The organism is Methanosarcina sp. Kolksee (genome assembly GCF_000969945.1).
GTDB classification, from domain to species: Archaea; Halobacteriota; Methanosarcinia; order Methanosarcinales; family Methanosarcinaceae; genus Methanosarcina; species Methanosarcina vacuolata.
This window is the reverse complement of sequence record NZ_CP009524.1, coordinates 3,446,127-3,466,491: the sequence shown is the minus strand read 5'-3', so window position 1 is coordinate 3,466,491 and position 20,365 is coordinate 3,446,127. Positions and strand designations below refer to the sequence as shown.

The window sequence follows — 20,365 nt, the reverse complement described above, 5'->3', positions numbered from 1 at the left end:
TTAATAGTGATCTATCAGGATTTATATGATAATGAGGTTCCTAAATGACTGAAGGTATTCAAAACGTATCTCAACCTCAGATAAAAATAGAAAACCTTAATCTGTGGTACGGGGAGAAGCAGGCGCTTATGAACGTCTCCATGCAGATCCCTAAGAACAGTGTAACTGCCCTTATAGGTCCTTCAGGCTGTGGCAAGTCCACCTTTATTCGTTGCTTAAACAGGATGAATGATCTTATTAATAACTGCAGAATCGAAGGTAAAGTTACGATAGAAGGCAAGGATATCTACGGACCAGATGTGGATGTTGTTGAGCTTAGAAAAGATGTGGGCATGGTTTTCCAGAAACCCAACCCCTTTCCTATGTCGATTTATGATAATGTTGCGTATGGGCCGCGTATTCACGGTGCAAACAGAAAAGATCTTGACGGCATTGTTGAACAGGCCCTTCGTTCAGCTGCGATCTGGGATGAAATTTCAGACAGGATTAAGTCTCCTGCTCTCTCTCTAAGCGGAGGGCAACAACAAAGACTTTGCATTGCCAGAACTCTGGCAGTAAAGCCAAAAACAATTCTTTTTGATGAACCCACAAGCGCTCTTGATCCTATTTCTACCTTAAGGATTGAAGACCTTATCATGAATCTTAAAAAATATTATACTATAGTAATCGTAACTCATAATATGCAGCAGGCAGCGAGGATCTCAGATTATACCGGATTTTTCCTAATGGGAAAATTGATTGAGTTTGGCCAGACCAGGCAGATTTTTCAAAATCCAGGGGAAAAGAGTACTGAGGATTATATTACAGGCAGGTTTGGGTGATTTAAATGACTCGAGAACAATATGTGAAGCAGTTGGATCTGCTTAAGGAGTCTGTACTTTCTCTTGGAGAAACGGTAGAACTAATTTTCCGGGACTCGATGACTTCAGTTATAAATCTCGATGTCAAGCTTGCTGAAAAGACACTTGCCCTTGAGCCTGAAGTGGATAAACTTGAGGAAGGTATCGAGGTCTCGGTTTTTGATCTGCTTGCACTTCAGCAGCCGATGGCCAGTGATCTCCGGCTTGTAGTATCTACTCTGAAGATCACGGCAGATCTGAGGAGAATTGTGGGGTTATCAATAAATATCGCCAAAATTCCGGGAAGAATAGAGGGCGAACATGTAAAACCACTTATAGATACAAAAAAAATGGCAGATATTGCCGCAGTTATGCTTGAAAAGTCTCTCAAGGCTTTTGAGACTCAGGATGTCGAACTTGCAAGAGCAGCAGCAAGAAGGGACGAAGAGGTCGATAAACTCTTTTACGCAGTCTGGGTCGAGCTGCTCGAAATGATGGCAAAAGATGCAAGTATCATTTCGAGAGCCACAAATTTACTTTTCCTGATCCGTTATCTTGAAAGAATTGCAGACCACTGCTGCAATATCTGTGAAAGTGTAGTTTATCTTGCTACGGCTGAGAGAGTCAAACTGAACTGAACAGGCTTTTTTCTTTTTCTTTTTTCTTTCTCATTTCTATCTTTTTCACTTTTTCATTTCTATCTTTTTCACTTATTCATTTTCTTTTTCATTTCTCTCTTTTTTAACTAACCATTTCCTGTTCTATCTGATGTCAGGTTTTAAGTACGTTTATAAGCATATAGACGCCCATGCCTGATATTCTTATCAAAAATACAAGGATTTATTACAATAATTCGCTTCAGTCTGCCGAGATCATTATTGAAGACGGCAAAGTTACCAGGATAGGAAAAGATCTCAGGGTCTCAAGCTCGGATATGATAATAGATGCAGGCGACGCTCTTACTTTACCTGCCGGGATTGACGTTCATGTCCACTTCAGGGAACCTGGCATGACCTCAAAGGAAAACTGGTATACAGGTTCGTGTGCGGCAGCGGCTGGGGGAGTTACAACTGTTATTGATCAGCCTAATACTGTGCCTCCCACAACAGACCGGCGGGCGTTCGAACAGAAACTTAAACTTGCCAGAGGAAAGTCTATCGTTGATTTTGGAATCAATGGTGGGGTAACAGGCAATATTGAGAAATTAGAAGAACTATGGAAACTGGGGATCACGGCTTTTGGGGAAATCTTTATGGCCGAGTCTACAGGCGGGCTAAATATTAATGAAGAAACCCTTGAAGAATCACTTGCTGAAATTAAACGTCTTGGGGCGCTTGCAACTATCCATGCTGAAGACGAGAAAATGCGCCTTGAGCTGGAAGGGCTATTAAAAGGAGACATTTCTTATGAGTACCATTCAAGGGTACGCCCTAATGCTTGTGAGGCGATTGCTGTTCAAAAAGCCCTGGAGCTTGTTTCCAAACTAAAAGTAAGGGCTCATCTTTGTCACATGAGCACGCTTGAAGCTACAGGTATTATACGAAAGGAAAAATACCTTGCAAGGAGGGAAAATAAAGAACCCCTTTTCACCTGTGAGGTTACTCCTCATCACCTTTTCCTTTCTACACGAGATTGGGAAAGGCTCAGGTCTTTTGGAAAAATGAATCCTCCTCTCCGGGGAAGCAACAGTATTAAAGCTCTCGTAAATGGGATTAACGATGGCACTATTGACATGGTGGCTTCGGATCATGCCCCGCATCTTGAGTCTGAAAAAGATGTCGATATACGAGTTGCTCCTTCAGGAGTGCCCGGGGTTGAGACCCTTATGCCTCTTATGCTTGCTGCAGTAAGAAAAAACATCCTGCCGCTTTCACGGATGATCATGCTTACAAGCTGGAATCCGGCAAAAGCCTTTGGGCTGGACCGCAAATCCAAAGGACGGCTTGAGGTAGGTTTTGATGCAGATCTGATTATTGTAAATCCCCGCGAGCTTCGTCCTATAAAGGCCGAATTTCTTCACAGTAAAGCGGGCTGGACTCCCTTTGAAGGTATGGAAGGAGTTTTCCCTGAGTATACTCTCTCCAGGGGTGAAGTTATCTGGATTGAGGAGTCAATTAATGCAAAACCTGGGCGGGGTAACTTCCTCGAAGGCAGAGGAGAACGATCCGAAGAGGACGAAGAAGACCTGGAAGAAACTGGTGAAACTCAGGACTAAGAAACAGATTTTGAAAAAGCCTGGTGAGATACTTTACATGAAAAACGCACATGATATTCTTCGAATAACATGCACAATCAAAGAAAGTGCTTGCAGATGGCAGTACTTTCATGCTAAATTTTAGGTGAGATATTTTAAGTGAGAAACTTCGAGTGAGAAGCTTTAGCTGAGAAGGTTCAGCAAAAGCGGAAAACTGCAAATCAGTTTTCCAGAAAAGTTAAAATAATATTATAGGGACCTTGAAATATTTATATAATATTCTAAGGTCCTGCAGATTTCATATTATTCTTTTAAAAAAAGTCAACCGAGTCTAACTGTGACTGCAACAGTTCCTGATGCTTTTTTTCCAGGAATTTGTAGACTGCACCGTGGGTAGCTCCGTCGAGCAGCATCCTTATAGCTGTCCGAATTATAGTGTTCTGCTCAGGGTGCCCAAGTATGGATACGGTTTTTCCGTAGACTGAGATCTTAACGTTTATCAGGGTTTCTGCAAGTTCTCTGGTTCTTCCGTTTCTTCCTATTATCCGGCCCTTTATCCGCTGAAGTTCTTTTGGAGTTGTAGCAACGTCGGAAAGATCCATGATCTCAAGCATAAGCATCTCATCATCCAGAAGTTCAAGAGCTTTTTCTGGACTGAATCCTCTTCCTATCGCTTTTATAGTTTCGAGAACCCTGAACTCTTTTAGTGGATCTTCTTCACAGGTAATGTCTATCTTTCCGCTTTCGCTATCGATTTCAAGCTGGCACGCAGTTTTGTCCTCGATAAACTTTTTTGTTTCTCCTTTCGGGCCTATTATTACTCCGACTCTTTCTTTGGGGATTTTGACATACTGGGTCATGTTATTCCGCCTGTATTTTTTTAAATAGATCTTCAGGTTTGTCCTTTATCCCATAGCGGCTGAAGAACCTGAGTATATTTTGCACGTCCCTGTAAAGGAACTCCCGGGCATTAGGATGCTCCAGGGTTACGGATTGCCCCATATCGATAAATATGGGAGTCAGGTTATTCGGGTCGATCAGGATATTGTATTCACTTAGATCGGCATGTACAAGATTTGCTTTTTTATATAGAAGACGCATGTATTCAACGATGATATCAAAAATACTCTTTGCTTCCTCGTTTTCAAGATGCGTGTTTTTGAGGAGCGGGTAAGGTGCCTCTTTTTCCCCCATAAATTCCATTATAAGAATATTCTTTTCGGCAAGTATGGGCTCCGGAACTCGTACTCCTGCACTTTTCGCACGTTTCAGGTTCTGAAGTTCCTTGCGTGTCCATGCAAAAATAATGTCTCGCTTTTTATTTCGGATGTTTGTGAAGCGAGGGTCCTTCATAATGTAGGCATCCATGGCCCTGAAGGTGCTGCTTGCAATCCTGTATATTTTTATAGCCAGCTCTTTATCTGGGCCTTCGGCATAGAATACGTTTGCTTCCTTTCCAGTACTGATAGATCCCCCCATTGCTTTTATTACGCCCTTGTTGGAAAGGGTATAAAGAATTTTAAGGGTGGGTACATCGAATACGTTTTCTTCTACTTTCAGCCGGTCGGAGTCCTTCTCCCTGGCCCTGGATTTATCTTTAGCGCTATCTATGCGCCTTATCTTCTTTTCCTGATCCATTCCCATATTATCCTTTCAGGTACCCTTTTCTCTCAAGCCAGTCTACTTGCGGCCTTGTATACTTCCAGATCACATCTGCCTTTTCGTTCTGGAACTCCCAGGGCACGACAATAACGACGTCTCCTTCTCTTATCCAGGTTTTTTTCTTCATTGAACCTGGAATCCTCCCCATACGAACGACCCCATCCATGCAACGGAGTCTCAGTCGGTTTGCACCCAGTAGACTCTCAACGGTTGCCAGGATTTCGTTATTCTCTCTGCGCGGTGTGCGTACTCTTGTAACGGTTTCTTCAGTTGCGGGCTTGGCTTTAGATGTAGGTTTCTTTAAGTCTGCCAGTTTGATACCTCATTATGTGTAGTTTATATTATAGGTATATTTTTTATTTTTATACACTTAAATCCCTTATATATCGTTTTTTCGAGTTTTAAGGTTATTTGTCTTGCAGCTTTCAACTTTCTGCTAATATTTTAATGCTGCGCTTTTCTATTCTCTTTTTCTCCGATCTTATTATTATTTTTTTCTAAGTAATTGCCCAGGCGACAGGTATATATATCGGATATTCCTTTGTATGTTCCACGCGCAAAACAAGCGTGGATTGCTCTTGAATTTGTAATTCAAGAGTGAAAGTCAGGAATTTTACAAAACAGATTTCCATTATTTATTTAATTTGTTTTTCTCAAATGTTCCTGAACAAAAAGCTTTATATATTAAAAATGATGTATATGTGTTCCCTGTTTCAGCATGAATTTCTTGTGCTGGGCGGTTTTTCTCATAGTCATCTGGTTAAGGTTCCTTCTTAATTTGGAAGGGGATAAATACCTTTAAATACTATGAGCACATAACTATAATTTCCTGCATCATACATGCAGCAATTACGATTCATTAATAATGGAGTCAGGAGTTGTTTCCTGACTGACGAGGATTTTGTCGGTTCGGTTAATTCTGGGCGGTGAGAGTTTTCATAACATATCATCGCGAAACTGAAATAACTGAATTGATAGTTGTTAGTGCAAGTTTCTGCGACCAAGACCTTTATTTTGAAGTGTGCGATACATTAACAATTCTGGTTGATCCTGCCAGAGGTTACTGCTATCGGTGTTCGCCTAAGCCATGCGAGTCATATGTTCTTCGTGAACATGGCGTACTGCTCAGTAACACGTGGATAACCTGCCCTTGGGTCCGGCATAACCCCGGGAAACTGGGGATAATTCCGGATAACGCACATATGCTGGAATGCTTTATGCGTAAAATGGATTCGTCTGCCCAAGGATGGGTCTGCGGCCTATCAGGTAGTAGTGGGTGTAATGTACCTACTAGCCTACAACGGGTACGGGTTGTGAGAGCAAGAGCCCGGAGATGGATTCTGAGACATGAATCCAGGCCCTACGGGGCGCAGCAGGCGCGAAAACTTTACAATGCGGGAAACCGTGATAAGGGGACACCGAGTGCTAGCATCATATGCTGGCTGTCCAGGTGTGTAAAATACACCTGTTAGCAAGGGCCGGGCAAGACCGGTGCCAGCCGCCGCGGTAACACCGGCGGCCCGAGTGGTGATCGTGATTATTGGGTCTAAAGGGTCCGTAGCCGGTTTGGTCAGTCCTCCGGGAAATCTGACAGCTCAACTGTTAGGCTTTCGGGGGATACTGCCAGACTTGGAACCGGGAGAGGTAAGAGGTACTACAGGGGTAGGAGTGAAATCTTGTAATCCCTGTGGGACCACCTGTGGCGAAGGCGTCTTACCAGAACGGGTTCGACGGTGAGGGACGAAAGCTGGGGGCACGAACCGGATTAGATACCCGGGTAGTCCCAGCCGTAAACGATGCTCGCTAGGTGTCAGGCATGGCGCGACCGTGTCTGGTGCCGCAGGGAAGCCGTGAAGCGAGCCACCTGGGAAGTACGGCCGCAAGGCTGAAACTTAAAGGAATTGGCGGGGGAGCACAACAACGGGTGGAGCCTGCGGTTTAATTGGACTCAACGCCGGACAACTCACCGGGGACGACAGCAATATGTAGGCCAGGCTGAAGACCTTGCCTGAATCGCTGAGAGGAGGTGCATGGCCGTCGCCAGTTCGTACTGTGAAGCATCCTGTTAAGTCAGGCAACGAGCGAGACCCGTGCCCACTGTTACCAGCATGTCCTCCGGGATGATGGGTACTCTGTGGGGACCGCCGGTGTTAAATCGGAGGAAGGTGCGGGCTACGGTAGGTCAGTATGCCCCGAATTTCCCGGGCTACACGCGGGCTACAATGAATGGGACAATGGGCCCCTCCCCTGAAAAGGGCTGGTAATCTCACAAACCCATCCTTAGTTCGGATCGAGGGCTGTAACTCGCCCTCGTGAAGCTGGAATCCGTAGTAATCGCGTTTCAATATAGCGCGGTGAATACGTCCCTGCTCCTTGCACACACCGCCCGTCAAACCACCCGAGTGAGGTATGGGTGAGGGCACGAACTCTGTGTCGTGTTCGAACCTGTGCTTTGCAAGGGGGGTTAAGTCGTAACAAGGTAGCCGTAGGGGAATCTGCGGCTGGATCACCTCCTAAGCAAAAAAACCCACTGCCCAGATGCCGATAAACCGAACAAAATCCTCACCATTAAAATCATCGATCATAATCTCATGATCAACTCAAACTCATCAAATGCACCCGGAAAGTAAATTTTCGGGGAAGGGCGGATTGCCTGCGTTGACACGCAGGTACATGAAGTCATGTATAGGTGCTGTATACTGGACGCTTTCTGGACCTGGTTAGGATACACAGGAATTATGCTATCAGGTGGATGGCTCGGCTCAAGAGCTGATGAAGGACGTGCCAAGCTGCGATAAGCCCGGGGTAGGTGCAAGGAGCCAATGAACCCGGGATTTCCGAATGGGACCTCTCCATAGTGATCAGTAATGATCGGGAACGCTCCGAATTGAAACATCTTAGTAGGAGCAGGAAAAGAAATCAACCGAGATACCGTGAGTAACGGCGAGTGAAAACGGCACAGTTCAAACCGAATCCCTTCACAGGGAAATGTGGTGTTGTAGGGCTGTTCAAACGTCCGGCGGCTAAACAGAACTTGCCTGAAACGGCAGACCGTAGAGTGTGACAGTCACGTATGTGTAAACCAAAAGACCGGAACATGTCCCTGAGTACCGTGCGTTGGATATCGTGCGGGAATCTGGGGGGCACCAACCTCCAAAACTAAATACTACTTGAGACCGATAGCGAAATAGTAGGGTGACCGAACGCTGAAAAGTACCCCGAGAAGGGAGGTGCAAAGTGCCTGAAACCTGATAGTGATAGAACGATACGGCATGAAAGGAACTCTGATATGAAGGAAACATTCGCGAGAATGTTGTACGAATATCACTGCCAGTGTCGTATCTTACGTTTTGAAGAACGGGCCAGGGAGTTTATCTCAGTGGCAATGGCTAACCTTATATTTGGGCAGCCGAAGCGAAAGCAACATGTGCGCAGCCCTTCGGGCGAGGCACGACGTATACAAGTGCGTGGAGTCACTGGGGTAAGACCCGAAGCCGGGTGATCTAGGCGTGGGCAGGTTGAAGCGTGGCGAAAGCTACGTGGAGGACCGCAAGCGGTATTGATCTGCAAATCATTCGTGTGACCTGCGTCTCGTAGTGAAATGCTAATCTAACCCGGCATCCGCTGGTTCCTTCCAAAACATGTCGCAGCATGACCTGACTGGAGATCGTCGGTGGAGTAGAGCACTGATTAGCGGTTCCGGGGGGGAAACCCCTCGCCCGCCTGTCAAACTCCAAACCCACCGTCATTGTAGAAAGTCGGAGTCCGGACTGCTGGGGTAAGCTTGTAGTCCGTAAGGGAGACAACCCAGCCCGTGGTTAAGGTCCCCAAGTGTCGACTAAGTGTTAATACTAAAGGGCGTCCCAAGCCCAAGACAGCTGGAAGGTTAGCTTAGAAGCAGCTACCCTTCAAAGAGTGCGTAACAGCTCACCAGTCGAGGTTTGGGGCCCCGAAAATTGACGGGGCTCAAGTCGACCACCGATACCACGGAGTACCGCAAGGTAATCTCGTAGGAAGGCGTTGCGTTCGGGCTGAAGCAGGGTTGTAAAGTCCTGTGGACCGTTCGCAAACGAAAATCCTGGTAATAGTAGCAGCAAAGCAGGGTGAGAATCCCTGCCGCCGAAGGGGCCAGGTTTCCTCGGCAATGATCGTCAGCCGAGGGTTAGTCGGTCCTAAGACGTACCGTAATTCGAGTACGCCGAAAGGGAAACAGGTTAATATTCCTGTACCATTTAGCAATCCGTCTGACGTCTCAGGGCAGGCCGAGCGGCGTCGTCGCGCCGTCTAAGCAGCGAACCCCGTGGAGAGCCGTAATGGCGAGAAGCGGGCGAATCTGTAATGGCTAAAGTCGGCTGCACCCAGGGACCCGTGAAAAGGCCGCTAAATGTCCGTACCAAGATCTGACACTGGTGCCCCTAGCTGAAAAGGCTAAGGCGTGTCGGAGTACTTCAGTTAAGGGAATTCGGCAAATTAGCTCCGTAACTTCGGGATAAGGAGTGCCTGCTGTGAAGACAGCAGGTCGCAGTGACCAGGGGGCTCTAACTGTCTAATACCAACATAGGAGATTGCAAACCCGTAAGGGCTAGTACAATCTCTGAATCCTGCTCAGTGCAGGTACCTGAAACCCCGTTTCAACGGGAAGAAGGGCCTGTAAACAGCGGGGGTAACTATGACCCTCTTAAGGTAGCGTAGTACCTTGTCGCTTAATTGGCGACTTGCATGAATGGATCAATGAGAGCCCTACTGTCCCTAACTGGAATCCGGTGAAGCTTACATTCTAGTGCACAGTCTAGAGACCTCTAGGGGGAAGTGAAGACCCCGTGGAGCTTTACTGCAGCCTGTCGTTGGGTTGTGGTTCTGGATGTACAGTGTAGGTAGGAGGCATCGAAGCGGGTGCGCCAGCATCCGTGGAGCCGCAATTGGGACACTACCCTTCTGGGACTACGACCCTAACTCTGCGAAGAGGACCCCGATAGGTGGGCAGTTTGCCTGGGGCGGGACGCCCTTGAAAAGATATCAAGGGCGCGCAATGGTTGACTCAAGTGGGTCGGAAACTCACTGAAGAGTGCAAGAGCATAAGTCAGCCTGACGTTATTCAGCATAGCAGTGGATGACGAGACGAAAGTCGGCTCTAGCGAACTTTTGAGCCTCCTTGGTGGGGGCCAAAAATGACAGAAAAGTTACCCCGGGGATAATTGAGTCGTTGCCGGCAAGAGTACATATCGACCCGGCAGCTTGCTACCTCGATGTCGGTTCTTTCCATCCTGGCCGTGCAGCAGCGGCCAAGGGTGAGGTTGTTCGCCTATTAAAGGAGATCGTGAGCTGGGTTTAGACCGTCGTGAGACAGGTCGGTTACTATCTACTAGAGGTGTTCGAGGTCTGCGGGTAAGCTGCTTTTAGTACGAGAGGAACCAAGCAGCGGCGCCACTGGTGTACCGTTTGTCTGACAAGGCATCGCCGGGCAGCTACGCGCTTCGGAATAAGAGCTGAATGCATCTAAGCTCGAAATCTAACCTAAAAAGAGACCTCATTAAGGATTCCGGTAAAAGACCGGTTTGATAGAAACGGGATGTAAGCACCAAGGCAACGAGGTGTTCAGTCCGCGTTAACTAACCATCCGTTCCTTTCCTAATCAAGTCCAGGCGAAATCCAGTATGCAGCACTATACATGACTTCATTTCATAATCCCACTTATAGGTTGAGTCTGGCGGCCATAGCGGCAGTGTAACTCCTGTACCCATCCCGAACACAGTAGATAAGCCTGCCCGCGTTCCTTACTGTACTGAAGTGTGCGAGCCTTCGGGAACTCTGGATCGCTGCCATACTCACCTTATAATACTTTACTTTTCATGATCTGTTTTTAATTGGTTTTTGATTAATTTTATGTCTTTTTCCAGTGACAATTTTACGTTGATAGTTCTATTTTGTTTTCTCTGTTTATATTCTGGTACTTTTTCCTTCTCTTCTTTCCATTACTTTTTCCTTCTCTTTTTTCATGGTTGGTAACCGGGTGTTTTGTACAATGGGGTAATGTGAGAAGGTAAACGAAGATCTGATGAAAGAACTTAACGTCTCAAAAGTTGGGACTGAAGAATCATTAGTAATCCTCAAAAAAGACGCCTGAATAAAATCTTAACTTACAAAAAAGAAATGGCTATTAAAAAATTACTAAATTATAGACTATAAAAATATCAACTTATTAATATGGATTCATCAAGCAAAATAAAAAAAAGAATTTGTCGTTTTGGATTTAATTAGCAATTAAATCCAAAAAGGTAAATTATTAAAGTTTGAGAGAGGGTCTAAATACCTCAGAACAATATTTGTCGAAGATCTGGTCTTCAACCTGCTCGAATAACTTTTTGTAATCTTTCGATTTAGGATCGTGCTTGCTCATAGTTTTCTTGACTTCAGCATTCATCTTATCAAGAGTTTTCTGGTCGAAACCTTCCGTGTTCTCCATAGTAAACATAAAAATCATACTCTGAAACTGGCCTTAATTAGGCACTACATTTTTAAGTCGTTAGTCTGCTGTATTACCGACATAATATTTATTGCTGCTAATTTAATACTTGATCTCTAAATATTCTATACATAAATATATTAGTCAGGTAATTTACTCAACATTATTGATAGATTTTCAAACAGTTTGAACATACGTTTCATGGCTCTTCGTTGTTTTGTGTGGATATTCTCATAATATTCTTATGAAAACCGATGCGGTCTTGAGTTGAAAATCATCTTATCCATACGTAATAGCGAAGAGCCCGTTTCATTCAATAATTATAAGTTTTATATTATTTACCTTATATATTAGCTTTGTCTTTTACATCAGACCTTCATGTGTACTATAATAGAAACACAACCTCAAAATTCTAATATCAGAATCTTTAGAAAGCCTGTTATATGTTATATTACACAACCATTAATTCAAACATATTTCAAACAACAAATAACCTATTTGGCTACTCATATAAATATTTTACACTTATATGGTGTTCTACAGGATTTATACATTGTTACATTGAATATCTGAATATATAACAATTGCTTGAATCCTGAAACGAAACCTAACCGATAGTTACTCCAGGAGCAACTTAAAGACAGGGCTTTTAGAAGACCTTTCTCATCTTCATAAAGTGAGCGAGCCTTTCGCAGTCGAATATTTTGCCTTGTTTATGGGGTTAATTTTATTAGCTCTTCTGAGTACTATAGTACTATAGTACTATAGAGGCATAGAAAAGTATTCGAGTTGATTACAAAGTGCGACCAGTCTCACAAAGAGTGAACGCGAAAAAGACTCATGAAAGTAATACCGAGTTTGGGAGATCTACCTCTGAGCTTCTGATTCTGAAGCCTGAAGGTTATCCGTTAAGCGGCATGATGGACGAATATCCTGTTATTGAAAATCGGGATGTTTTTGAATTCTATGCCCGAGAACAGTGGAATGGATATGTTGCTCGTAAAGGAGATTATCTCTTTGATCGGCGGATGTTCCCGGATTTTGCTTACCGTATCATAGATGTGGAACCTGCAGAATCCATAATAGGAACTTCAACCTCAATTATTGTAACTGAAGAAGAAAATGGGCTTCCCTCCTCGGCAGAAATAAAGAGTAGCGTTAAATTTGAAGACATAATCGGGCAGGAACTTGCAAAGCAAAAGTGCAGGCTGATTGAACGTTTCCTTGAAGAGCCCGAACGCTTTGGGAAATGGGCGCCAAGAAATATCCTCTTTTTCGGGCCTTCCGGCACCGGAAAGACCATGCTTGCAAAGGGTCTTGCGAACAAAACCGATGTCCCCATCATTCCTGTTAAAGCTACACAGCTGATAGGGGAATATGTGGGAGATGGAGCCCGCCAGATTCATCAGCTTTATGACCGAGCAGAAGAGATGGCTCCCTGTATAATCTTTATTGACGAGCTCGATGCCATAGCCCTGGATCGAAAATTCCAGGAGTTGAGGGGAGATGTTAGTGAAATTGTAAACGCTCTTCTGACCGAAATGGATGGCATAGTAGAACGCGATGGAGTATGTACTATCTGCTCTACAAACAGGATATATTCCCTGGACTCAGCTATAAGAAGTAGGTTCGAAGAAGAAATTGAGTTTGTTCTTCCTGGAGAAGAAGAAGTCATCATGATATTCGAGTCAAATGTAAAAACCTTCCCATTGCAGGTAGAGGACTGTAACTTCCGGGCACTTGCAAAGAAAGCAAATGGGCTTTCGGGCAGAGACCTTGTTGAAAAGGTTTTAAAAACTGCTCTTCACCAGGCAATTATAGAAGAGCGTGAAATAGTAACAAACAAGGATCTTGAAAATGCGCTTGCAAAACTTGGCAGGAAAGACACACCTCAAGGCCCTTCTGAGCTTTACGTTTGATCCGAAGGAGGTACATTACTGCTAAATTATGAAATTTTAAGGTACTTTAAAATAAGTACCGACTTTTTGATTGCTAACTTTAAAAACTAATTTTAAAAACTAATTTTAAAAAATAATTGTTTTTAATATCTAGCTTTTTAGAGTACCAGTGTTTTACCTGCTTTCGGTATGATACTTTTACTTGCTTTAATGTAATGCTTTTACCTGCTTCAGTATAACACTTTTACATATTTTTCTTCTTTATGAAGAACAGGAATAATTTTATGTATAAAAATCGTTATTTCCTAACGGAACGAGTTTTATAAACTCTTAAACATATCTTAAATAATAATTAAAAGGGATCCCCATGAATGAGATACGTGAAGTCGACCGGTTTGAGTGTAAAGTTGTAAATGTAATTCAAAACCTTGTGTGGAAAGGTATAACAGTAGAAGAAAATGGTACAAAAGGTAGAGTATACTTCGGAAGAGTGAATGGTGAACTTAATATTAATCATGGAGACAGTCTTTATTTAGGTATCAGGCCTGTCTATGAAGTCGAAGACAAAACCATGCAGGTGACACTTTACGATGCCGAAAATAAAAAACTGGATTGGACTCTCGTCTAAACTATTCTAATTCTGTTGTGGGCAGATTATATCTGCGACAACTTCTTTTCACTAAAACGTCCGGGTGTATATCTTTGGAAATTTTTTAGTCTTTCTCTAAAGGCCATTTAGAGTCTTTTTGGAAGGTACTTTGAATTTTGATCTCAATGCTTTCTAACTAAACAATTATTTTCAACCCATACAAAACAGCGAAGAGCCATTTTGAATATAAGAGTTAAGCCTTATTTCGACCTGTACGGGACTTCAATTTCCATCAGGTCTTCGGCTATAATTACATTTTCAAACACTTTCTTCGAATCGGTCAGAAGAGGTTCAACATCATCAGTATACCGGGAGCTGATATGGGTAAGGACCAAACTCCTGACTTTTGCCTCCTTTGCAAGAGCTGCAACTTCTCCTGCTGTCGAATGTTTTGACTCTTCAGCCCAATCTGCCATATCGTCCGCAAAACTTCCGTCATGTATCAGCACATCTGCATCCCGGCTGGCTTCGAGAACGGGCTTGCAGGGCCTGGTATCTCCACTATATACAACAGTTCGCCCCGGCCGTAAATTCCCCATTACATCCTCAGGTTTTACGGTCTTTCCATTGACTTCTACCTTGTTTCCTTTTTGCAATTTTGCGAAAAGAGGACCTGGAGGAATCCCCAGTTCTATCGCCTTTTCCCTGTTGAAACGCCCTGGGCGAGGGTTTTCTATAAGGGCGTATCCGAGGCTTGAGATGCTGTGTTCGGTTTTTAAAGCCCGGATCACATATTGTTCTCTTTCAACAACATCTCCTGGTTTCAACTGGACGCCCTGGACTTCGTACTTAAGGTTGAAGTAGCCAAGGGCTTTAAAAAGCTCAGTAAATTCCCTGGTTCCCTCAGGGCCGTAAATCAGAAGGGGGTCTTTCCTTCCCATAAAAGACATAGTCTGGATCAGGCCAGGAATTCCCAGAAAATGGTCCGCATGGAAATGACTGACAAAAATAGAGGACAGGTTCATCATCCCTGTCTTTGCCCTCATCATCTGCTGCTGGGTTCCTTCTCCACAGTCGAACAGGATAAGCTCTCCTTCCCTATTAACCATTACTGCCGATGGGTTTCTGTTGCGGGTTGGAAGAGAACCTCCAGTACCAAGAAAAGTTATACGAAGCATGTTGAACTCACTAGTACTCAAATGTTGAATTCACTAGTGCTCAAGAGGTATTTATTAATTACCACCTAATGTATCCGAGAAACCCATCGTGAATTAAAATTGTTTATATTTAATATCCATCTTCAGAAAGATGTTTATGTCTGCATATGTCTCAAACTGCCAATGTCCATATTTTTCCATAGTTGCTGGGAATGCTAAGCTGTACGTCCTTTCCTGCAGAAACCCCTTTTAAATTATCCTGACCATGAAGTTCTTCCCGGTAATTACCATTAGATGGAAACTTGAAATAAACCACCTGATCCTGGGCTCCGAAGTTCAATGCAACCAGGCTGAAAACACCTTTGTAAGTCCGGGAAAACATCATGACATTTCGGGACTGATATAAGGTATAATCATTGTAGAAATAATGCTCTCCTCTGGTAAACTGAGGGTTATTCCTGCGAAGCTTAACCAGTCTCCTGACAAGATTAACTAGGGACCGACCTTCAGACGTATAAAAATATTCCCAGCGCACAGGTCTGTACAAAAGCACTCTTCCCCATCCTTCTTGAGGAAGCCAGTAGTTTTCCCCAAACTCTTGCCCCTGCCATAACATTGGAATGCCCTTTGCTGCAAACATGCCTATCAGATAAGGCTGTACCTTATACCAGAGGGCGCGATAGCCTTCCTTCAAAAGCTCATTATCACTGGCTATTGTTCCAAAATTACAGATAAACCGGGAATAATCGTGATTTTCCAGATACTGAAGAGCGGTTTTTGTAATCTTATCTCCATTGTTCGGAATTTCTCCTTGATAGCCTGAGAGTCCGAAGAGGGAACCAAGCTTGGTCAATTTTTCACAATTTCCATATATCCCTCTGGCCGCATCCAGGGTTTCGTTTTGCCAGGTACAGTTACTATAGGTTTTATTCAGGATTTCAACAGGTTTCTGAAGCTGCTCAGCGCACTGGATTAGGTTTACAAACTCTCCTTCAAAAAATCGCTGCCAGTGATCAGAAGAGCCTTTTTTTGCCTTAACAAGCTGGTATGTATCCCTTACAAGTTTGGCGTAGCCATTTTCCTCATTCTCCAGCCAGTAACCGGGAACGTAGTCGTATCTAAAACCATCTACATGATAACGGTCAAGCCAGTGATTGTTGACTGTTAAAAAGAAATCCCTGGTAAATTTCTGATTAAAGTCTGTACTTATTCCAAAAGCGTTTTCAGCAAAAGGGCCCATGAAGGGATTTTCATTCTGAGGGTATCCAAGTTGGTTGTAAACATAGTAATACGGAAAAAGATGGCTTGTATGTGCGTAAACCGAATCTACTATGACCGCGATGCCTTTCTGGTGAGCCTTATCGATCAATTCTTGCATATCTTTTCGATTTCCGAAACGTTCGTCCACCCCGAAATACCCAATCGGTGCAAATCCCCAGTCTATCCTTTTCTCAACGTTTGAAAGAGGCATCAGTTCTATACAATTAATTCCGAGGTCTGCGAGGTAATCCAGATGGTCAATCGTCCCTTTTATATCATCCCCAAACTCGTTGATCATGAGTTCGTAAAGGACAATGTCATTTATGAAAGGGGTTTTCCATTCCAGTTCATTTTTGTCCCACGTATAGTGTTCGTACCCGAGAGTGAAAGCAGATAATTTCCCAACCCCGAATTCCCTGGCAAAGGGATCGATAATCCAGTCAATAAATTCTGGATTTTTTGGAGTTTTAAGGCAATATCGATAGACATATTTTCCGGGGGTTCCCCACGCAGAAAATGGCTTTAGCTTATCTTTAGCTTCAATATTTATCGCTGCAGACCAGTAGTCCCCGTAATCTGGGTCTATTGAATGTTCCATTTCAAAGTCCATTGGAGGTATATCCTGAAGGAACTGGTCCTTTTCATGAATAACCCTCACAAAGAGTTCATATTCTCCCTCTTCCGAAATGCCTGGTAAAAAAATCCCAAAATTTATTTTCCCAAAAGTTTGTTCATCTTTCCGTGCCCCAAGCTTATGGAGCGGCAGAAGTTCAGGTTCATTTGGCAAGTTTTCCACTCCTTGATTATTTTAGAAACTATGGCTTATATTTTAGAATTAAAGTGTACATTTGAGTTCATATACAAAGTTCATATACCGAGTTCATATACCGAGTTCATATACCGAGTTCATATACCGAGTTCATATACCGAGTTCATATACAAAGTTCATATACAAAGTTCATATACCGACTTCATATACATTAGAACATAATATATAAAAAAATGATTAAAGTCATATAATAAAGGTCACATAATAAATATATAAATATACAATTAAGAATAAGACTCCATATAACTTGTGAAACAATATTTCGGAAAAATGCTTCTGATAATGTCCCCAAACTGCAGATTCCAGCAAATGACAACAAAATGGCTGAAAATTTTCAGGTTGTTAGTAAGGATACAGGGATTCTGGATATATTAAGTTTCAAACACAAAGATAAACAGGTACAACAATACAAACAAGTGCGATTCAAGTGCATTATTTCTGGCTTGATTTTCAGGATATTATATATTCTAAAAACTCGTTAACCTTCTCCAGATTATACATTTCTATCCAAAAAACATAAAGGAACCGTCGTCACATGTCAGAAAATTACGGAAAAGTCTATCTTGTGGGTTCTGGTCCAGGCGACCCTGAGCTCCTTACCCTGAAAGCCCGCCGGCTAATTGACAGTGCTGAAGTAATTGTTTTTGACCAGCTTCCTGGAAAAGCTATTCTTGACTCAATGCCGACAAGTGCGGAAAAAATTGATGTTGGGAAATACGCCGGCAACCATACCATGACCCAGGCTGAGATTAATGAAGTGCTTGTGCAGAAAGCAAAAGAAGGAAAGATGGTAGTCAGGCTTAAAGGAGGAGATCCCTATGTCTTCGGAAGAGGCGGAGAAGAAGCCGAAGTGCTTGTAGCCGAAGGAATTGAGTTTGAAGTTGTGCCTGGGATTACTTCTGCGATAGCAGTGCCTGCTTATGCCGGAATTCCTGTAACTCACAGGGAAAGCACCTCTATGGTTACTTTCATCACAGGGCATGAAGATCCTACAAAAGAAGAAAGCGGACTTGACTGGGAAACCCTGGCAAAATTCGGCGGAACAATTGTAATCCTTATGGGTGTGAAGATGCTCGGCCGGAATGCAGAAGAACTCATGAAGCACGGCAAAGCCCCGGATACTCCTGTTGCAGTCATTGAGAGAGGAACCAGGGCCGACCAGAGAGTAACTCTAGGGACCCTTGCAAACATCGCCAGCCTGGCAGAAGAAAGGAAAGTAAAGGCTCCAGCTATTACGGTTGTAGGGGATGTTGTACGCCTGCACGATATTCTCGGGGAACAGCGGACAGGAGCTGACTTTTAACCCGGCGCGGAAATAACGGGATATAACAGGAGAGAGGAATATGGCAGAAGAAAAAAGACCTGTTCTCGCAATTATGAGGCCGGAAAGCTACAGGGAAAAATCAGAGGCGCTTGCGCAAGATTACGGTTTTGAGCCCTTATATGCCTCCATGATCCAGCTTGAAGGCATAAAAGATGAAGGGTTTGAGCCCTTTATCCAGAGAGTCCTTGAGGGATCTTCGGATTATGTAGTCTTTACCAGTGCAAACGGAATAAGTTTTACTCTAGACAAGCTTTCTGAAACTGAAAAGAAAGATTTCATTACAGCGCTTAAAAAAATCAAGGTAATTGCCATCGGGCCTAATACGGAAAAAGAACTCATAAAAATAGGAATTGACAACTCTTTTTTGCCGGGAGATTACAGTTCCAAAGGAATTGTAGAAGCTCTCTGCCCCGAGGTCGCAGGAAATACGGTGGACCTTGCCAGGAGCTCTTTTGGGGCTAAAGTCTTAATAGAAGGGCTTGAAAAGTGCGGAGCTACGGTTTATGAGACCCACGTATACACTCTCAGTATTCCTGAAGGAGCGATCCAGAGAGAGTTGATAGAGCGCACGCTCGCAGGGGAAGTGGATGCTTTTGCTTTTACAAGTTCGATGATGGTTAAAGGCTTTATGAAGCATGCTAAAGAGCTGGGAGCAGAGGAAACCATAAAAGAATCTCTCAGCAGGGCCGTGGTAGGAGCTATAGGAACGCCTACAGGAAATACCCTGAAAAAATATGGTGTCAATGCGGATGTGATCCCTGAAGAGTTTACCTTCGAAGCCCTGATAAAGGCTATGAAAAAAGAGCTCTGAAAAGTCAGCTTAAAAGTAACTGAATAACTGCCCTAAAAGTATGACTCAAATCGTTTTGAGAACCACGTTATATGGGAATGAGTTCATAAAACCGTGCTCTTCTCATAAAACCGTGCTCTTCTCATAAAACCGTGCTCTTCTCATAAAACCGTGCTTTTCTCATAAAACCTGTTCGAAATAACAACACTTAAAAGCCCATGAGGTCTTTTGTCGTACCAATGTACGAATTTCTGGAATGGTTCAAATAAACCTTTGATATATGTCAAATTTGCTTCTCATAATCCATGAGTCCCTTTTTTGCAGGTCAGGTGACGGGTATATCTCCACGTTTGTCATCATTAAGCACACCGAATGTGAATTCTTTACTTCTCATATTAAATATTATATTTAATATTATATTTAAGAGACAGTCTAAGTTAAAAAACAGTCTAAAGGAATTCCTTCATAATAATGCTCTCAATCCGTGTACTTTAAGTTGCAATCGACCCTGCATCTTTCCTTTAAGTAATTCTGAAATCCGTTATGAAAGGGATGAAAAATAGTCATAGATGAATTAAAACAAATCTAAAATTATGGGTAAAGTATATAACTTTAGAAAATTATTCACTTTAAGAACAAAATATAATTAAAATGTAATATACGGGAGGAAAAGCTAACGGAACAGATGCCAGTAAGATGTGGAGAATGCGAAATGTACAGCAGATCCTATGGATTTTGCATGAGGATAATGGAATATGTTTCTCCAAAAGAAACTGATTTCAGATGCCTGAAACGTAAAACTGTCCCGGGACAGGGTGGTTTTTAACACTTCAAAATAAGTGTTTTTGAGCTCTTTATCTCAGGACTTACGCACTTGAAGAACAAAATCAATTACGTCAAAGAATGTGGATTAAATTCATGTAATTCATGTTTTAAACAGTACCGGTCTGATGCTGTTGATTTTTTAGTTCAACTGCGTAAGTCCGACCTCTTTTTTAAACCTCGACTTTCTTTTATATACCCTCTTTCAAAATATGCTCTTTTTTCAAACCTTCCTGCGGAACACACACGCCTTTGACTACTCTGAGGAAAAAAACTCTGCTTTTCCAGAATCGTTGCTAATACCTGGAAAAAAGAGATTTTCAAAGCCATTACTGCATCAATCGTTATCTGCGATGGCATCTCGTAACGAAAACCTTGTCAAACTGCACTGTCATTCCGTAACGAAGATCTTGTCAAACTGCGCTGTCATTCACAAGCCTGCTGGTTGAAGCGATAGCAATCAAAATCATGGATATTATTGCGAGATGAGAAACTCCATTCGTCGGGACTTCCGGCCCTTCTATCCCGAAAGAAAACT

14 protein-coding genes and 3 rRNA genes are annotated in these 20,365 nt (G+C 43.2%); 11 read left to right on the top strand and 6 right to left on the bottom strand.

The annotated features are described in order from the left end of the window. The first annotated feature begins 44 nt into the window (after nt 1-44). From pstB to MSKOL_RS14260, 3 genes are all read left to right on the top strand, one after another. Nucleotides 45-821: a phosphate ABC transporter ATP-binding protein PstB gene (gene pstB, locus MSKOL_RS14270; RefSeq protein WP_048157264.1), complete on the top strand. Its 777-nt coding sequence runs from the start codon at nt 45-47 to the stop codon at nt 819-821. Between the two features lie 5 nt (nt 822-826). After that, the gene (gene phoU / locus MSKOL_RS14265) at nt 827-1,477 is read left to right on the top strand and encodes a phosphate signaling complex protein PhoU (RefSeq protein ID WP_048157261.1); all 651 of its coding nucleotides are present in this window, start codon (nt 827-829) and stop codon (nt 1,475-1,477) included. A gap of 170 nt (nt 1,478-1,647) precedes the next feature. Then, on the top strand, nt 1,648-3,054 hold the full coding sequence (locus MSKOL_RS14260) for a dihydroorotase (protein WP_048157259.1): 1,407 nt from the start codon (nt 1,648-1,650) through the stop codon (nt 3,052-3,054). A gap of 290 nt (nt 3,055-3,344) precedes the next feature. On the opposite strand, the gene MSKOL_RS14255 is transcribed toward MSKOL_RS14260, so the two are convergent. Genes MSKOL_RS14255 through eif1A form a run of 3 tightly spaced genes read right to left on the bottom strand, consistent with a single transcriptional unit; the run spans nt 3,345 to nt 5,014 of the window. Beyond that, entirely contained in the window at nt 3,345-3,893 is a 549-nt protein-coding gene (locus tag MSKOL_RS14255) for a KH domain-containing protein (RefSeq protein ID WP_048121976.1), read from the bottom strand. 1 nt (nt 3,894) lies between these two features. Continuing rightward, complete coding sequence (locus MSKOL_RS14250) at nt 3,895-4,677, bottom strand: serine protein kinase RIO (protein ID WP_048121974.1); 783 nt, start codon at nt 4,675-4,677, stop codon at nt 3,895-3,897. A gap of 1 nt (nt 4,678) precedes the next feature. Then, a complete protein-coding gene (gene eif1A / locus MSKOL_RS14245) occupies nt 4,679-5,014 on the bottom strand; it encodes a translation initiation factor eIF-1A (RefSeq protein ID WP_048157257.1) in 336 nt (111 codons plus the stop codon). Nucleotides 5,015-5,732: 718 nt separating this feature from the next. Between eif1A and MSKOL_RS14240 the strand changes: the two genes are divergently transcribed. The 3 genes from MSKOL_RS14240 to rrf all read left to right on the top strand — a co-directional run bounded on the left by MSKOL_RS14240 (nt 5,733) and on the right by rrf (nt 10,520). After that, a 16S ribosomal RNA gene (locus tag MSKOL_RS14240) occupies nt 5,733-7,210 on the top strand. Between the two features lie 209 nt (nt 7,211-7,419). Continuing rightward, nucleotides 7,420-10,327, top strand: a 23S ribosomal RNA gene (locus MSKOL_RS14235). 71 nt (nt 10,328-10,398) lie between these two features. Then, a 5S ribosomal RNA gene (gene rrf, locus MSKOL_RS14230) occupies nt 10,399-10,520 on the top strand. The 16S, 23S and 5S rRNA genes sit together here, the layout of an rRNA operon. A gap of 458 nt (nt 10,521-10,978) precedes the next feature. Here rrf and MSKOL_RS14225 read toward each other — a convergent pair. Then, entirely contained in the window at nt 10,979-11,167 is a 189-nt protein-coding gene (locus MSKOL_RS14225) for a hypothetical protein (RefSeq protein WP_048107671.1), read from the bottom strand. 791 nt (nt 11,168-11,958) lie between these two features. Here MSKOL_RS14225 and MSKOL_RS14220 point away from each other — a divergent pair. Then, nucleotides 11,959-13,077, top strand: a complete 1,119-nt coding sequence (locus tag MSKOL_RS14220; RefSeq protein ID WP_048121969.1) for an AAA family ATPase — start codon at nt 11,959-11,961, stop codon at nt 13,075-13,077. 346 nt (nt 13,078-13,423) lie between these two features. Then, nucleotides 13,424-13,684 carry a hypothetical protein gene (locus MSKOL_RS14215; RefSeq protein ID WP_048157255.1) on the top strand — a complete coding sequence of 87 codons (261 nt, stop codon included), beginning with the start codon at nt 13,424-13,426 and terminating at the stop codon, nt 13,682-13,684. A 221-nt stretch (nt 13,685-13,905) separates the two neighbouring features. On the opposite strand, the gene MSKOL_RS14210 is transcribed toward MSKOL_RS14215, so the two are convergent. Together MSKOL_RS14210 and MSKOL_RS14205 are read right to left on the bottom strand one after the other, a co-directional pair. Continuing rightward, a complete protein-coding gene (locus MSKOL_RS14210; protein WP_048157253.1) occupies nt 13,906-14,823 on the bottom strand; it encodes a ribonuclease Z in 918 nt (305 codons plus the stop codon). A 151-nt stretch (nt 14,824-14,974) separates the two neighbouring features. Then, nucleotides 14,975-16,858 (bottom strand): alpha-amylase family glycosyl hydrolase, encoded by a 1,884-nt coding sequence (locus MSKOL_RS14205; RefSeq protein ID WP_231592255.1) that lies wholly within the window; start codon nt 16,856-16,858, stop codon nt 14,975-14,977. 568 nt (nt 16,859-17,426) lie between these two features. Between MSKOL_RS14205 and cobA the strand changes: the two genes are divergently transcribed. The 3 genes from cobA to MSKOL_RS20415 all read left to right on the top strand — a co-directional run bounded on the left by cobA (nt 17,427) and on the right by MSKOL_RS20415 (nt 19,831). Beyond that, nucleotides 17,427-18,194, top strand: a complete 768-nt coding sequence (gene cobA, locus MSKOL_RS14200) for a uroporphyrinogen-III C-methyltransferase (RefSeq protein ID WP_048157246.1) — start codon at nt 17,427-17,429, stop codon at nt 18,192-18,194. A gap of 40 nt (nt 18,195-18,234) precedes the next feature. Beyond that, nucleotides 18,235-19,026 carry a uroporphyrinogen-III synthase gene (locus MSKOL_RS14195; protein ID WP_048157244.1) on the top strand — a complete coding sequence of 264 codons (792 nt, stop codon included), beginning with the start codon at nt 18,235-18,237 and terminating at the stop codon, nt 19,024-19,026. 664 nt (nt 19,027-19,690) lie between these two features. Beyond that, complete coding sequence (locus tag MSKOL_RS20415) at nt 19,691-19,831, top strand: hypothetical protein (RefSeq protein ID WP_156151104.1); 141 nt, start codon at nt 19,691-19,693, stop codon at nt 19,829-19,831. Nucleotides 19,832-20,365 lie beyond the last annotated feature (534 nt).

What these genes read in the sequence shown, in the direction of transcription:
- pstB (WP_048157264.1), top strand. Translation starts at nt 45, where the DNA reads ATGACTGAAGGTATTCAAAACGTATCTCAACCTCAGATAAAAATAGAA.
- phoU (WP_048157261.1), top strand. Translation starts at nt 827, where the DNA reads ATGACTCGAGAACAATATGTGAAGCAGTTGGATCTGCTTAAGGAGTCT.
- MSKOL_RS14260 (WP_048157259.1), top strand. Translation starts at nt 1,648, where the DNA reads ATGCCTGATATTCTTATCAAAAATACAAGGATTTATTACAATAATTCG.
- MSKOL_RS14255 (WP_048121976.1), bottom strand. Translation starts at nt 3,893, where the DNA reads ATGACCCAGTATGTCAAAATCCCCAAAGAAAGAGTCGGAGTAATAATA.
- MSKOL_RS14250 (WP_048121974.1), bottom strand. Translation starts at nt 4,677, where the DNA reads ATGGGAATGGATCAGGAAAAGAAGATAAGGCGCATAGATAGCGCTAAA.
- MSKOL_RS14225 (WP_048107671.1), bottom strand. Translation starts at nt 11,167, where the DNA reads ATGTTTACTATGGAGAACACGGAAGGTTTCGACCAGAAAACTCTTGAT.
- MSKOL_RS14215 (WP_048157255.1), top strand. Translation starts at nt 13,424, where the DNA reads ATGAATGAGATACGTGAAGTCGACCGGTTTGAGTGTAAAGTTGTAAAT.
- MSKOL_RS14210 (WP_048157253.1), bottom strand. Translation starts at nt 14,823, where the DNA reads ATGCTTCGTATAACTTTTCTTGGTACTGGAGGTTCTCTTCCAACCCGC.
- cobA (WP_048157246.1), top strand. Translation starts at nt 17,427, where the DNA reads ATGTCAGAAAATTACGGAAAAGTCTATCTTGTGGGTTCTGGTCCAGGC.
- MSKOL_RS14195 (WP_048157244.1), top strand. Translation starts at nt 18,235, where the DNA reads ATGGCAGAAGAAAAAAGACCTGTTCTCGCAATTATGAGGCCGGAAAGC.
- MSKOL_RS20415 (WP_156151104.1), top strand. Translation starts at nt 19,691, where the DNA reads ATGCCAGTAAGATGTGGAGAATGCGAAATGTACAGCAGATCCTATGGA.